The organism is Alcaligenes sp. SORT26, assembly GCF_017377875.1.
Classification (GTDB): domain Bacteria; phylum Pseudomonadota; class Gammaproteobacteria; order Burkholderiales; family Burkholderiaceae_B; genus Alcaligenes; species Alcaligenes parafaecalis.
Map to the genome: position 1 here is coordinate 506,801 of NZ_CP070975.1, position 14,277 is coordinate 521,077.

General features: G+C 53.8%; 14 protein-coding genes and 1 tRNA gene. 11 read left to right on the forward strand and 4 right to left on the reverse strand.

What is annotated here, in order from left to right; all coding sequences use genetic code 11:
• Window positions 1-154: 154 nt before the first annotated feature.
• Window positions 155-1,921, forward strand: a complete 1,767-nt coding sequence (locus JYG33_RS02330; protein WP_207874005.1) for an SLC13 family permease — start codon at window positions 155-157, stop codon at window positions 1,919-1,921.
• Window positions 1,922-1,971: 50 nt separating this feature from the next.
• The gene (locus tag JYG33_RS02335; RefSeq protein ID WP_243430255.1) at window positions 1,972-2,439 is read left to right on the forward strand and encodes a PaaI family thioesterase; all 468 of its coding nucleotides are present in this window, start codon (window positions 1,972-1,974) and stop codon (window positions 2,437-2,439) included.
• On the opposite strand, the gene JYG33_RS02340 is transcribed toward JYG33_RS02335, so the two are convergent.
• Window positions 2,440-2,871, reverse strand: a complete 432-nt coding sequence (locus JYG33_RS02340) for a DUF202 domain-containing protein (RefSeq protein ID WP_207874006.1) — start codon at window positions 2,869-2,871, stop codon at window positions 2,440-2,442.
• Between the two features lie 258 nt (window positions 2,872-3,129).
• Between JYG33_RS02340 and JYG33_RS02345 the strand changes: the two genes are divergently transcribed.
• The 5 genes from JYG33_RS02345 to JYG33_RS02365 all read left to right on the forward strand — a co-directional run bounded on the left by JYG33_RS02345 (window position 3,130) and on the right by JYG33_RS02365 (window position 6,801).
• Window positions 3,130-3,528, forward strand: a complete 399-nt coding sequence (locus JYG33_RS02345) for a DUF1090 domain-containing protein (RefSeq protein WP_207874007.1) — start codon at window positions 3,130-3,132, stop codon at window positions 3,526-3,528.
• Window positions 3,529-3,712: 184 nt separating this feature from the next.
• The gene (locus JYG33_RS02350) at window positions 3,713-4,636 is read left to right on the forward strand and encodes a DNA/RNA non-specific endonuclease (protein ID WP_207874008.1); all 924 of its coding nucleotides are present in this window, start codon (window positions 3,713-3,715) and stop codon (window positions 4,634-4,636) included.
• Between the two features lie 182 nt (window positions 4,637-4,818).
• Window positions 4,819-5,061, forward strand: coding sequence for a hypothetical protein (locus JYG33_RS02355; protein WP_207874009.1), 243 nt, complete (start codon window positions 4,819-4,821; stop codon window positions 5,059-5,061).
• Window positions 5,062-5,104: 43 nt separating this feature from the next.
• The gene (locus JYG33_RS02360) at window positions 5,105-6,070 is read left to right on the forward strand and encodes an arsenic resistance protein (RefSeq protein ID WP_207875708.1); all 966 of its coding nucleotides are present in this window, start codon (window positions 5,105-5,107) and stop codon (window positions 6,068-6,070) included.
• A gap of 194 nt (window positions 6,071-6,264) precedes the next feature.
• Complete coding sequence (locus JYG33_RS02365) at window positions 6,265-6,801, forward strand: AmiS/UreI family transporter (RefSeq protein WP_207874010.1); 537 nt, start codon at window positions 6,265-6,267, stop codon at window positions 6,799-6,801.
• Between the two features lie 103 nt (window positions 6,802-6,904).
• Here JYG33_RS02365 and soxR read toward each other — a convergent pair whose 3' ends face one another.
• On the reverse strand, window positions 6,905-7,363 hold the full coding sequence (soxR, locus tag JYG33_RS02370; protein ID WP_207874011.1) for a redox-sensitive transcriptional activator SoxR: 459 nt from the start codon (window positions 7,361-7,363) through the stop codon (window positions 6,905-6,907).
• 239 nt (window positions 7,364-7,602) lie between these two features.
• Here soxR and JYG33_RS02375 point away from each other — a divergent pair, with 239 nt between their 5' ends.
• On the forward strand, window positions 7,603-8,955 hold the full coding sequence (locus JYG33_RS02375; protein ID WP_243430326.1) for an MFS transporter: 1,353 nt from the start codon (window positions 7,603-7,605) through the stop codon (window positions 8,953-8,955).
• Between the two features lie 891 nt (window positions 8,956-9,846).
• On the forward strand, window positions 9,847-10,056 hold the full coding sequence (locus JYG33_RS02380; RefSeq protein ID WP_207874012.1) for a cold-shock protein: 210 nt from the start codon (window positions 9,847-9,849) through the stop codon (window positions 10,054-10,056).
• Window positions 10,057-10,660: 604 nt separating this feature from the next.
• Here the strand turns inward: JYG33_RS02380 and JYG33_RS02385 are convergent.
• Together JYG33_RS02385 and JYG33_RS02390 are read right to left on the reverse strand one after the other, a co-directional pair.
• Window positions 10,661-10,745 (reverse strand) — tRNA-Leu (locus tag JYG33_RS02385).
• Window positions 10,746-10,868: 123 nt separating this feature from the next.
• Window positions 10,869-12,080 carry a CoA transferase gene (locus tag JYG33_RS02390; protein ID WP_207874013.1) on the reverse strand — a complete coding sequence of 404 codons (1,212 nt, stop codon included), beginning with the start codon at window positions 12,078-12,080 and terminating at the stop codon, window positions 10,869-10,871.
• Between the two features lie 173 nt (window positions 12,081-12,253).
• On the opposite strand from JYG33_RS02390, the gene tig reads away from it, so the two are divergent.
• Together tig and clpP are read left to right on the forward strand one after the other, a co-directional pair.
• A complete protein-coding gene (gene tig, locus JYG33_RS02395) occupies window positions 12,254-13,564 on the forward strand; it encodes a trigger factor (protein ID WP_207874014.1) in 1,311 nt (436 codons plus the stop codon).
• Window positions 13,564-14,217 (forward strand): ATP-dependent Clp endopeptidase proteolytic subunit ClpP, encoded by a 654-nt coding sequence (gene clpP, locus JYG33_RS02400; protein ID WP_279382246.1) that lies wholly within the window; start codon window positions 13,564-13,566, stop codon window positions 14,215-14,217. The genes tig and clpP overlap by 1 nt, the downstream gene beginning before the upstream one ends.
• Window positions 14,218-14,277: the final 60 nt, after the last annotated feature.

The window sequence follows — 14,277 nt, forward strand, 5'->3', positions numbered from 1 at the left end:
GTCTGTTATCTGCTGCCTTTTCCTGAATGCTGACGGGGCCGGGTCTCAGGCCCTGAAACTTGTGTTTTTTTGTTTACTGCGGCCAGCCTTACGCCTTAAGAAGCCAAATTCTTCCCTATACTGGGCAGCACAGAACAAACGGGAGTAGGGCAGCATGACAGCAGAAATTGCGGTGGTCTTGGGGCTGGCTTTAATAGCGATTGTTTTGTTTGCCACGGAAAAACTCAGAATTGATGCTATCGCTTTGATGGTCTTGAGCGCTTTGGCCGTTCTGGGCCTGGTGACGCCAGAGCAGGCGGTCGGTGGCTTCAGTAACCCGGCCACGATTACGGTGGCGGCCATGTTTGTCTTGGCGGCCGGGCTGCAAAATAGCGGGGCACTGTCGGGGATTGGGGATTTGCTTGGCAAAGCCCGCTCTCCGTTTCAGTTTCTGCTGGTCCTGTTTCTGGTCCTGGCGGTGATTGCTCCCTTCGTCAATAACACGGCGGTGGTGGCGGTGTTCATTCCCCTTGTGATGGCGGCCAGTGCGCGGATAGGCATGTCTGCTTCCAAAGCGCTGATTCCTTTGTCCTACGTTTCCCAAATGGCCGGTGTCTGTACCTTGGTCGGGACCTCTACCAACCTGCTGGTCAATGCCATTGCCCGTGATCTGGGCCATCCCGGTTTCACCATGTTCGAGTTCACCACGCTGGGGGTGATTTGCATGGTTGTCGGTTGTATTTACTTGCTGACGATAGGGCGCTGGTTATTGCCTGATGCGCGTGGGGGTGAACTGGTCGAACAATACGAGCTGGGTAAATACATTACCGAGCTGCGGGTGATGCCAGACTCCTCCCTAATCGGCCAATCGGTAGGGGATGCCAAATTAGGTGAGCAATACGGTGTTTTTGTATTGGAGCTGCTGCGTGGTGATACCAAAGTGTGGGGGCCACGCGAGCAAAAGATCGAACCGGATGATGTGCTGCTGGCGCGTGGGGACTGGACCAAGCTGGATGAGTTGCGTAAAGAAGCGGGCCTGGAAGTGGATCCGCAGTTCAAGCTGGAACAACAGTCTTTTGAACAAGTCGATCAGGTCTTGACCGAGGTGATGATTGCACCGCGTTCGCGTATCAGTGGTCGTACCCTGGGTAGCCTGGGGGCAGGCTGGCACAAGAACGCTACGGTGTTGGGGATTCATCGTCGTGGTCAGGTCTTGCGCGAGCAATTGCGAGCGGTGCGTTTGCAGGTTGGCGATATCTTGTTGATGTTGACCCCGGCGGCAGAGGCGGCCGATTTGCGGGCTGACGGGAATATCATTGTGCTCTCGGAGCGCGAAGCTGAAAAAGAAATGGGCTGGCGTGCGCCCTTTGCCCTGGTCACGATGGCCCTGGTGATTGTGTTACCGGCCCTGGGCTGGGTGCCGATCAGCATCACTTCCTTGGTGGGGGCGGTGGCCATGACATTAGCAGGCTGCTTGAAGGCGGATGAGGTGTACGACGCCATTGACTGGCGCATCATCATCCTGATGGCAGGCCTGTTGCCCTTGGGCATGGCCATGAGTGAAACCGGTGCTGCCCAGTTTCTGGTGGAAAACACGGTGGGTTTGGTGAAATCGTTCGGGCCCTTGACCGTGTTGGCCGTGGTGTACCTGATGGCCTTGATGCTGACGGAGTTCATGAGCAATGCTGCCGCGGCCGTGTTGTTGACTCCGATTGGGATGTCTACCGCCAAAATGATGGATGTCGACCCCACTCCCTTTCTGATCGCTGTCACCTTTGCGGCGTCAACCAGCTTTGCCACGCCTGTGGGCTATCAGACCAACACTATGGTGTATGGTGCAGGTGGGTATCGATTTACGGATTTTCTGAAAGTAGGCCTGCCCCTGAACCTGATTTTCTGGGTCTTGGGCGTGGCGCTTATTCCCATTTTCTGGCCTTTTTAAGCTAACCCTTATTGCTTGCTGTCACCATAAAAATAAAGGAGATTGGAACGATGACGAGTCATGCCACTTCAGCCATGCCTACCCTGGACCCTCAGATTGCCCAAGCGGTGCAAGACAGTTTTGCCCGCCAGCAAGCCATGAGTCTGATTCGCGCCACTATGCCTATTGTGGACACGGGCCTGGTCGAAATTCACCTACCGCACTGGGAAGGTGTACAGCAACAGCATGGTTTTGTGCACGGTGGTGTGGTGGGGATGATTGCCGATTCGGCAGGTGGCTATGCCGCCATGAGCTGTACGCCCCTGGGGGCCAGTGTTTTGAGCGTGGAGTACAAGCTGAACTTTCTGGCACCAGCCCAGGGCCAGTCTTTAATTGCGCGTGGCTCGGTGGTGCGTCAGGGTCGTAGTCTGATTGTGACGCAGGCCGAAGTGTTTGCCGTGCAAGAGGGCAAACACACCTTATGTGCGCTGATGCAGCAAACGATTATGGTCTTGCCCCAAAGGGCAGAGCAAACCTGATTACAGACTCAGATCGCCCGAGGAGTCACGCTGTTCTTTGTGATTTTTGCAGCGGTAACTAAGCAGCAATACCCATAAGGTCGCCATGCCCAGGCCATACAGCATGGCCCCGTAGGAGACCGAAATATCGATACCGCAGACACGTGAAAAACGGTCTGCCGTATCGCAGATATTTTTAATCGCCAGTACAAACAAGACCGTGTTGACGGCCATGGCCAGGCAAGCGGAAACGGCTCTTTCTGCCCAGATCAGACTGGCTACCGCCAGAATGGACAAAGGCATTAAAGAGTTGAGCACACTGGTGTGCCAGGCCGAATAAGCCTGGGAGGTGTTGAGCAAACTTTCGTTGACGTGCGCAAAGGGAAAGAGCCACAGAACAAGCAAAGCAGCGCACAGGAAAAAGATCAGTTTCCTGGTGGTGATGTTGAACACGATTAAGGTAAAAGTTTGCTTTATGAGGATTTTGAGTGTAACTGAACTGTTTTATGCTTAAAGACAAGTTATGTAAATTTCTCGACACAACTTGCGACAATTTAGTTACCTGAATATGACATAAACCGCAGAAAGTTCGAATTTAATCACGTTTTCGTGACAAATCGACCATTTTTGTTTGTAAGTGTCCGCGTGCTGCCCGCCAGAGGGCAGACTTGTATGATGGCTTTCATGATGAACAAGGCAGGAGTCAAGAAGATGAAAACTTCCGTATGGTGTTTGAGTGTCACCTTAAGCGTGTTGGCCTTGCCCGCCTGGGCGGCTAATCCGGCATGCCAATACCGGGCTGCCGAGATTCAGAACCAGATTGAATACGCCCGTCAGCATGGCAATACCCATCGAGAGCGTGGTTTGGAGCGCGCTTTGGTGAATGTGCAGATGCATTGCAAGGATGCGGATCTGCTGCGTGACAAGCAGGAAGAAATCCGCGAGCAAGAAGAGGATATTCAGGAGCGCCTTGAAGAGATCGCCGAGAAGCGTTCTGAGGGGCGGCAGGACAAAGTGCAGAAGCTGGAGAAAAAACTGGACCGTGACCGCGCCAATCTGGAGCAATTGCAGGATGAGCTTAAGGAGTTGCAGGAACTGGGGGCCCAATAAGGGGCTCCTTTATGTCCTGACCCTATTCTGCCCAGTTAGCTGTATGCGTCAAAAAAGACGGGCTTCAGAAGGAAATACGTGCTCCCTGTGGGGGCACGTCCTTTTGAAATAGAAAGGACTGCTTATAATTACAGGTGCAGCCGGCGCAATGATGTAGGCCGACCAAGCATAAAACAAGAGTGGTATGAGCAGAAAGAACACAGGTCGTAGCGTTAAAAAACCCAGTAGTAGAAAGAAGGCCGGGCAGGCAAGCCCGTCCCGATTTTTAAAGTCTGTCCTTGCCGCAGCCCTGACCAGCTTCGGGATTGCAACGGCCTGGCTTCACCCCCAAGGCCTGAACTGGCAAAGCCTTGAGCCGTTTTTGGTGTCTCTGGGTTGGCCCACGGCGATCCAGCAGGATAGTGCACCAGTACCGGCTTCGGTAGATGGCTATGTCCAAACCTCCTTTGCGCAATGTCCCCAGTTTTTTCCGGGTTCACGACCTGTGGTGCCGATGGCGTACACGCAAAGAGAGCTGTGCTTCAGCTCTTTTGCGATTTTGCATAGTGGGCAAACCAAAACCCCGGTGTTTGTCGCGCAGCGCTTGAATCGGCAACAGATTCAGTCTGCCAAAGGGTTGAAACGTACCGATCGCTTTTACGCGGAAGGCCGCTTGCCCCAGGCGGAGCGGGCCGAGTTGAATGATTATCGGGGCTCGGGTTTTTCACGCGGGCATATGGCGCCAGCCGGGGATATGGCTTCTGAGCAAAGCATGGCTCAAAGTTTTTCTCTGGCCAATATGGTGCCGCAGAACCAGATTCACAACGCCGGTCCTTGGAACAAGATCGAGGCGGATACGCGTAAATATGTCTCCCGTGCAGCGGGCAATGTGTATGTCTTCACTGGCCCTGTGTACGAGCGCAATGCGTCGACGATAGGCTCCAGTCAGGTTGCTGTTCCCAGTCATTTATTCAAGCTGGTTTACGATGCCACCACACGGCGTTCCTGGGTGCATTGGCAAGCGAATCAGGCCTCGACGCGTGTGGGGCCACCCATCAGTTACGAGGAGTTTGTACGCCGCACCGGTTTGCATTTGCTGCCCGATTCCAGCCTGAAAACCTCCGGCTAAAAATCGGGCTGCCACGTGGAGGTGCCAATCCACTTGAAGGCTGGAAGTTATAAATTGCAAATTAGGCACCCAAAGAATCGACTCGCTTCAGGGCCTCGGGGTACAGTGCGTCTAGTGTCCGCCATCTGCTTTGGTGCTGATGTGTGGTCAATGCAATAAAGATTTTTCGTGGGGAAAATAACATGATGGTTCGACGACTGTTTCAGAGTGCCGCGGTGCTGAGCTTGGCTGTTTTGATGGCGGCTTGCTCCACGACCAGACCCGGCGGCGGCCCCGTGTCAAAACTCTTTAACGAATGTACCTGGGATCGTGAGTCCTGCATGCACGAAGGCCGTTATGAACCCGGTGAAACCGAGTACGCCGAACGCGAAGCGCGGGACTTGAACCGCCAATCTGCTGCACGGTTGCGTCGCAGCGGTCTTTAAAACCTTTCACGGCAGTGCCGGACGTATGCAGTAAAGCGGGGTGCTGACCGTGATTCGTGAGCTTTTGGAACGCAGGCAAATCACCATTTATTTTGTGGCGATGTTGCTGGCCGCAGTGATGGCCAGTCTCTGGCCAATGTCACCTGGCCTGATCGACTGGATCAACCCGGCCTTGGCGTTCATGTTGTATGTCACCTTTTTGCAGGTGCCTATCGCTCAGTTAGGCAAAGCGCTGACTCAATTGCGCTTTCTGGCCGTTTTGCTCCTGGCCAACTTTTGCCTGATCCCTCTTCTTGTCTTTGCGCTGATGCCCTTGCTGCCAGATCACACCATGCTGCGTTTGGGTGTGCTGCTGGTCTTGCTGGCTCCTTGCATTGATTACGTCGTCACTTTTGCACAGTTAGGTCGCGCCGATGCTCGTGTGCTTCTGGCGGCCACACCGGTGTTGCTGATTGTGCAGATGCTGCTCCTGCCGGTGTTTTTGAAGCTGGCGCTGGGAGAGCAGTTTGGTGTGTATATCAAGGCGGGGCCGTTTCTGGATGCCTTTCTTTTTCTGATTCTGATTCCTTTGCTGCTGGCGGGGGCGACCCAATATCTAGCGGGTAAAAACCGTCGCTGGGCGCAGATCCAGACGGGTTTGGGATTGGCGCCCGTTCCGGCCACTGCTTTGGTGCTGTTCATTGTGGTGGCTGCTGTTTTACGGCAATTGGAACCTGCGCTGGATGTCTTGTGGCGCGTGCTGCCAGTGTATGTGCTGTTCGCCTTCCTGGCCCCCATCATTGGCTGGATGCTGGCGCGGCAAGCGCGTCTGGCCGTCCCTTTGCGACGTGCCGTGGCTTTCAGCAGTGCGACTCGCAATTCTTTGGTGGTGCTGCCTTTGGCCTTGGCGATTCCGGGTGCTTTGCCTTTGCTGCCAGCCATCATTTTGACGCAGACTTTGGTAGAGCTGCTGGCGCAGTTGGTCTACGTGCGCGTGTTGGCTCGCTGGGGCCAAAACGAGCAGGAGTGAGCAGTTTCTTGAATAAGCTGTTCATGGCTTGAGAGGCTTCATTTTTGGTGGTTTTTTCTTATAGAGCTTATAAAAAAAACCGCATGGCGATTTCGTAGCCAAGCTCTATGATCTGCTCCGCCTCCACGCTGAGTGCAACATCATGTTGCGGGCATGTTCTGTGTCCGCCTTCTATTCTTTAGGAACTCTTCAAAATGCTAGTTGCCGCTTTTCTGGCGTTTGCAGGCCTGTGCCTGTTCGTTAATGGTGTTCGTCTCTATTACTCTGAAGGCCATCAGGCTGGCAGATTGGTGGATGCAAAAGATGCTGCAATCGTCAATCTGTTCACAGCCGTGTTGGGCTTTATCTGCATGTCCCATATTCTGAATCCGGCTAACAGCACGGTGTACTCCCCCTTGTCGGCCATTTACCTGGGCCTGTTTGCCTTGACCTATTTCTGGGTGGGCGTGAACGCCTTCACTGGCAGTGATGGCCGTGCGCTGGGCTGGTACTCCTTGGTGGTCGCCTGCATCGCTGTGCCAGCGGCCTTGACCAACCTGAGCCTTGCCGAGCGTATTTTTGATTACTGGCAGGTCGTAAGCTGGCTGTCGTGGGCGGTGTTGTGGTTCATGTTCTTCTTGTTATTGGTCCTGAATAAGCCTATTGCTCGTTTGACGGGGCTAGTCTCGGCGGTGCAAGGCGTTTTGACGGCCTTGTTGCCTGCATTGCTGTATTTCTGGGGTGTCATTTAGCACGAGCTTGTGACTTTTTCCCCCTTTTCGGATGTGATTGGAATCAGAAACGGCTGCCAGATCTGGCAGCCGTTTTGTCATGCACACTCAAGCCGCTTGTTGCTTATTTGGCGTGATAAGTATTCAACAACACTGCTCCTTCGCCCACTAAAGACAACTGATCTCCCGGATTTCTTAGTGGACAGTTCGTCATGGACAAGCATCCACAGCCAATACAGCTCTCCAGCTCATCGCGTAGCTGAGTCAGGCTGTGAATTCGCTCATTGAGCATGTCGCGCCAGCGGGTGGAGAGCTGCGCCCAGTCTTTGGCGTTCAACGGTTTGCCAGTGGGCAAATCGTCCAGTGCATCCTTGATAGTGGCTAAGGGAATGCCAGCGCGTTGAGCAATTTTGATCACCGAGATTTTGCGTAATACCTCCCGGTGATAACGGCGCTGGTTACCTTCGCTGCGCCACCCCTGAATCAATCCCTTGGCTTCGTAATGATGCACCGTCGCAATAGTGACTCCACTGCGGCGTGCCACTTCGCCTACAGAGAGTGGGATCGTAATGTCGATTTTCATCGTGTCTGAATCTCTTGACCTCATCTATACATGAGGTTTTATAAAGGACGACTCCTGCCCATGCAAGCTCTTTGAGTGGCTGGGCTACCTTATCAAGAACGAGTCGAGATTTTATGAAGAATCAGCAAGCCCCTGTGGGCGAGATGCCCGTGGCAGACCTCCAGTTGCCTGACCATGAAGGGCAGGGCTCCCCTAGTCAGGCGGCTGCCTGGGGAGATTTACTGTCGGGTGCCAATGCCATGCGTGCCCTTGTTCTGGCAGGTGGCGTGGTTTTACATGCGGTGAATGTCTATATTGCGACCACCATTCTGCCGACGGTGGTGCAGGATATTGGTGGCCTCGATCTGTACGCCTGGAATACCACTCTTTTTGTTGTGGCCTCCATTCTGGGTTCCGCCTTGTCCCCCAAATTATTGGCGCTGACAGGTCCTAAAGGCAGCTACGGTGTGGCGGCGGTGATCTTTGCCGTGGGGGCTGTGATTTGTGCGGTGGCACCGACCATGTCTATCCTCCTGTTTGGACGTTTCGTTCAGGGCGTAGGGGGCGGTTTTCTCTTTGCCTTGGCCTACGCCATGATTCGTCTGGTGTTCGATGAACCACTCTGGCCGCGAGCGATGGCCCTGGTCTCAGGGATGTGGGGCGTCGCAACGCTGACAGGTCCAGCTATCGGTGGGATGTTTGCGCAGTGGGGAATGTGGCGTGCTGCGTTTGGGTCCGTGGCCGTGATTGCGGTTATTTTTGCAGTGTTGGCCTCGGGCGTGTTGCCCAGGCGAGAGCAGCAGGGTGGTGCTGCGGCCAAGGTATCTATCCCATTGATTCAATTGGCACTGTTGACGCTTGCTGTTCTGGCGATATCCACAGGTAGTACCTCGTCCGATGTGCTGCAAAATGTCCTGAGCCTGGGACTCGCCGGAATCCTGGGTGTGGCCTTGGTAGCGGTTGAGAAACGCTCGCCTAATAAGCTGCTGCCGTCGGGGACGTTTCAATTCCGTTCTGCGATTGCTACCTTGTACATCGTGATGTCTTTGTTGGTGCTGACAGTCACCAGCGGCGAGGTTTTTGCACCACTGTTTCTGCAAATCTTGCATCAGCAATCCCCATTGGTTGCAGGTTATTTGGCCGCCTTGATGGGGGCGGGATGGACGGTAGGGGCCGTCATCAGTTCCGGCTTAAGTGGGCAAGCCATTCAGCGTGCAATTTTGGCTGGTCCGATTTTTGGGCTGCTGGGCATGGTGGGGCTGGCAGTCTTGGTGCCTGTCACGAGTGGGGGAATGTATTGGGATTTGGCTCCGATTTGTCTGGCATTGGCCTTGATTGGCGTGGGCGTGGGATTAGCCTGGCCGCATTTGTTAATGCGAGTCTTGAAGGCGGTTTCCCCCCAGGAGCAGGAATTGGCGGGAGCCTCGATTACAACTATTCAGCTTTTTGCGACAGCAACCGGGGCCGCTCTGGCAGGGATGATCGCAAATGCGGGTGGATTAATTGATCCCGGTGGAATAGAGGGTACGAGTCAGGCCGCCAGCTATTTATTTGGGGTGTTTGCGGTGGCGCCACTTGTCGGGATTGTGGTGGCCAGGAACTGTCGGGGATAAATTCGGTCTGATGGGGTAAGTATTCCTTAACGTCTTTTATTCATGGCTAGCTTTTTAAATAATTCTTGATCTGGATAGCTATCTTTGTGTTTCGCTAGGGTTAATACTAGAGGGCTCGTTAATTCCCGCTCATTGATATAGTATTTAGGGCAATTAACGGCAGGCTCTGCATTTTTAATTCGCTAGTGAAGGAGGTTAGGACGTGAATGCCGTGCCCAATCCCAATCCGGCCCCCAAGCCCGATCCAGAGCCTAAGCCTATGCGCTGGCCTAGTGATTTCCCGGGCAAACATGACAGGCAGGAGTAGTTCTGTATTCAATTGAAAAAGCCGCTCTGATGAGAGCGGCTTTTTTTTGGTCTGTGGATTGCGCTTGAGTGGGGGCGTATCCGACTAACATAATTACTAATAGTGACACCAGCTGGCAATAACTTGTTTTTCGGAAACCTTCCAGGAAGGAACTTTGAACCCTTGACTTGATTGAGTTAAATGTTGGTTCCTTTAATAATTTTTTTTTATGGTTTGTACAGAGATAAACGGCTTTTTAAAAAACTGATGAATCTGGCTGGGTATGTGGGAAGGTGAAGCTTCATACGCCTATATCGTTTTTTGGTGCAGGCGATAAAGTCGTTCTGTGTCTTCAGGCTGATCATCTACGGGCTGGATTTTGGGTTCCATGACACGCTTTGCAAAGCGTTGTGGCTAGTGTCAGGGATGTGTGCTTGCCTTGATCGTGGTGGTATAGCCTGGCCCATCGCTCCCTGCACGGAACTACTCCGATCAGAGTCGCGTGCCTGTTCGGCTATTTAGTTTGTAACGGTGCTATCTATATTTGCAGATAGCGACCATAGTGTCGTCAGGGACATTTTTCCCCTGAATATTTAGGACATACATTGAAAACAGAAATTGGTATTGTGAAGTGGTTCAACAACGAAAAAGGCTTCGGCTTCATCATGCCGGAGGGTGGTGGTAAAGACCTCTTCGCACACCACAGTGAAATTCAGGGTTCCGGGTTTAAATCTCTTGAAGAGAACCAACGAGTTTCCTTCGTTGCAGGCGTCGGCCAAAAAGGCCCTTGCGCTACCCAGATCCAGATTATTTGATCCCGTGCTTGCCTGACTAGGCAAGCGTCGCGTTGATCGTTCAAGGCCGGACCCTTTGAAACATTGGGTTCGGCCTTTTCGTGTCTGTTTGCCTGTTCTCTTCATGCGGGTTTTGGGGCTTATCTGCTCTGAAGTGGTGTGTAGCTCTTGTGCTCTAAGACCCGGTCTCTCAAGTTAAAAAGGCAGTGAATGCCGACAAGCAGATTTACTTGCACTGCTTCTAGGCATTGAGAGGGCTGGGCGCTTCATAGGTATGGTGCCGTAGAGCTATCCGCAAGATGTATTGAAGTCTCGGATCGATTAGCCCTTGAGCACGAAGCCCGCTCTTTCGTAGTGCGGCTGAAATCTGCGCTTCCCGTGTAGTCGGAAGTATGTGACTTTCCCGATATGGGGGGCTAGTTTTGTTGCAGAGTGAGTTTTATCTGGGCTCGATACCCAGAAGAGAGCTTGGCAAAGCTGGCTAATGTCTTATTTTCGTGGGGCCTTTATGGAGCCTGCGATGTTGAGTACTTGAAAACAGGCTAGCAAAAGCCATTAGAGAGAGAAAGCCAAGCCGTTGATTTTGCTTAAAATTGATTTTTTTGAATCAACGGTTTTCATGCTCTGGTGCGAACGGAGAGACTCGAACTCTCACACCTCTCGGCGCCAGAACCTAAATCTGGTGCGTCTACCAATTCCGCCACGTTCGCAGCACGAAAGAAGTAGATTCTAGCGTGGATTTCTACCCCAGGCAAGTAATCCAGATGCCTGAACAGCAAATAGATTAGGTGCCATCTGCTGCATCTTCAAGCCTGATTCTGTACCGCCTTGTTTTAACGGCGTTTTGAGCTTTTTGCGATCAAGCCGCGTGCTTGCCAGTCGGCTTGCTGTTCGGCGCTGATGCCCAGCTTATCCAGTATTTCCTGTGTATCTTGACCGAGGTGTGGGGCAGGGCGGTGAATGCCGCCGGGGGTCTTGCTTAGCTTGGGAACAATGCCGGGGACCTTGAGGGGTGTGCCGTCGGGCAGCGTGCTGTCCAGTAGCATCTCGCGGGCCTGGTAGTGAGGGTCAGCAGCAATATCAGCGATGTCGTAGACACGGCCTGCCGGAACACCAGCCTGGTCCAGAATGTCCAGTACCTTGTCCAGTTCCAGCGCACTGGCCCAGTGGCCGATAGCTGCATCAATGACACCGGCATTTTTGGCGCGACCGTCGTTGTGGGCGTAGTCGGGATTTTCTGCCATATCGGCTCGGCCAATCGCGGTCATCAATCGCTTGAAGATACTGTCGCCGTTTCCGGCGATCAGGGCATATTTGCCATCCTTGCAGACATAGGCGTTGCTGGGGGTGATGCCGGGCAAGCTGCTGCCTGCGGGTTCGCGTATGGCACCAAAAGCGGAATATTCCGGTAGCAGGCTTTCCATCATATTGAAGACGGATTCATACAAGGCCACGTCAATATATTGACCTTCGCCTTTGTTCTGTTCGCGTTGACGCAAGGCCATCATGATGCCGATTACGCCGTGCAGGGCCGCCAGAGAGTCTCCAATGGAGACACCAACGCGCACGGGCGGGCGTCCTGCTTCACCACTCAGGTGACGCAAACCGCCCATGGCTTCACCAATCACACCAAAACCGGGCTTGTCTTTGTAGGGGCCGGTTTGACCGTAGCCCGAGACGCGCAGCATGATCAGGCTAGGGTTGATGGCTTTCAGGTCTTCCCAGCCCAAACCCCATTCTTCCAGCGCGCCGGGCCGGAAGTTTTCGATCAAGATGTCACATTCTTTGACCAGCGCACGCACCACCTCCTGGCATTCGGTTTGTCGCAAATCCAGAGCAAGTGACTTTTTGTTACGTGATTGCACCTCCCACCAGACCGAGTTACCGTCATGCAACAAACGCCATTTACGCAAGGGGTCACCGCCTTTCGGTGATTCGATCTTGATGACGTCCGCGCCAAATTCGCCCAGGATCTTGGCCGCAAAGGGCCCTGCGATCAGTTGGCCCAGCTCCAGGACCCGGATGCCGCCTAAAGGGGTGTTCATGTGCATATCAGTCTTGCGTAGGGAAGGTAAAGTAAGGGATCATAGTCCGGCACGGCTGTATTGTCTTGACAGGGAATTATGATTCAAAATACGTTTGTTTGGATTTACCGTGCCAGTTTCCGGTAAAATGCCGGATTACTCTTATCAATTACTCAATTTAATATAGGTCTTCAATGCAGCCCGAGGTTGAAATTCTGTCCGGCTTGGAGCGCCGAGTCGATGTGGTCGTTTCGGTGGCCGACGTAGAAAAACAAGTCCAGGCCCAGCTCAAGCGTGTGGCTCGTACGGCCAAGGTACAGGGCTTCCGTCCCGGTAAAGCGCCTTTGTCCGTCGTCGAACGCAGCCACGGCCCTGGAATTCGTTATGACGCCATCAACGAAGAAATCGGCAAATCCCTGGATAAAGTCATCCAGGACTCCAATTTGCGTGTAGCCGGTACCCCTAATCTGGAAGCCAAAGAAGGCGAGTCCGCTGAAGGCACCATGGCCTTTACCGCTACCTTCGAAGTCTACCCAGAAGTGGCCGTGCCTGATCTGTCCAAACTGGAAATCAAGCGTGCTACGACACCCGTTACCGACGAAGATATCCAGCGCACCGTAGACGTGCTGCGCAAGCAACGCGCCAACTACGAATCCAGCGCTGACCGTGAAGCCCAGGAAGATGACCGCATCACTCTGGACTTTGTGGGCACTATCGATGGCGTCGCTTTTGAAGGCGGTAGCGCTGAAGGCTTCCAGTACCTGCAAGGTCGTGGCCGCATGCTGCCCGAGTTCGAAACGGCCGTTGCTGGCATGAAAGCTGGCGAAACCAAAACATTCCCCCTGGAATTCCCTGCTGACTACAACGGCAAGGAAGTGGCTGGCAAGACAGCCGAATTCAAGATCACCGTGACAGACGTGGCCCAGCCCGTTCTGCCCGAAATGGATGCTGAATTCGCCAAGTCCCTGGGTCAGGCTGAAGGTGATGTAGCCGCTTTGCTGGCTGACATCCGTGCCAACATCGAGCGCGAAATCAAGGCTCGTGTGCACGCTCGCAACAAATCCGCCGTGATGGACGCTTTGCTGTCCGCCAGCGAATTTGAAGTGCCCAAGGCTTTGGTCGACAACGACGTGCAAGGTCGCATCGCTTCGGCTCGCGCTGAACTGAAAGACCGTGGCGTGCCTGATGCAGACAAGATGCCTATCCCTGCCGAAGCATTCCAGGAAGAGTCCACCCGCCGCGTGCGTCTGGGTCTGCTGGTCTCCGAGCTGGTCAAGGCTGCTGAACTGCAAGCCAAGCCCGAGCAGGTTCGTGCCCGCATCGAAGAATTTGCCCAGAACTACGAACAGCCCGCCCAAGTGGTGGCCTACTACTTGTCCGATCGCCAGCGTCGCGCCGAGATTGAGGCAGTTGTACTCGAAGACAACGTCGTCGAGCATGTACTGTCCCAGGCCAAGGTGTCCGACGAGGAGGTGGCGTTCGACCAAATCATGGGAACCAACTAATGTCGTCAACCTTTGTCGACTTCTACGCCTCAATGCATGGGGGGCAATCCGTTGCCCCTACGGGTTTGGGCTACGTGCCTATCGTGATCGAGCAGTCCGGTCGTGGAGAGCGGTCTTACGACATCTACTCCCGCCTGCTGCGCGAGCGCATTATCTTTCTGGTGGGCCCGGTTCATGACAACTCGGCCAACCTGATCGTGGCCCAACTGCTGTTCCTGGAGTCGGAAAATCCTGAAAAGGATATTTCGCTCTACATCAACTCGCCCGGTGGTTCGGTCTATGCAGGCCTGGCCATCTACGACACGATGCAGTTCGTCAAGCCGGAAGTCTCGACATTGTGTACCGGCATGGCTGCCAGCATGGGTGCTTTCTTGTTGTCTTCGGGCGTCAAGGGCAAGCGCCTTGCCTTGCCTAACTCGCGCATCATGATTCATCAGCCTTCGGGCGGTGCGCGTGGACAGGCTTCCGATATCCAGATTCAGGCCAAGGAAATCCTTAGCCTGCGTGAGCGCCTGAACAAGATCCTGGCCGAAAATTGCGGCCAGTCTATCGAGCGTATCGAGCTGGATACCGAGCGTGACAACTTCATGGCAGCGGAAGATGCTGTGGCCTATGGCCTGATCGACAAGGTGATGAACACTCGTGACGAGTAATCATCTGTCCCCACAGGGATCGATCTGAAGCAGTAATATGGCTGTTCGGGGGCGGGACTT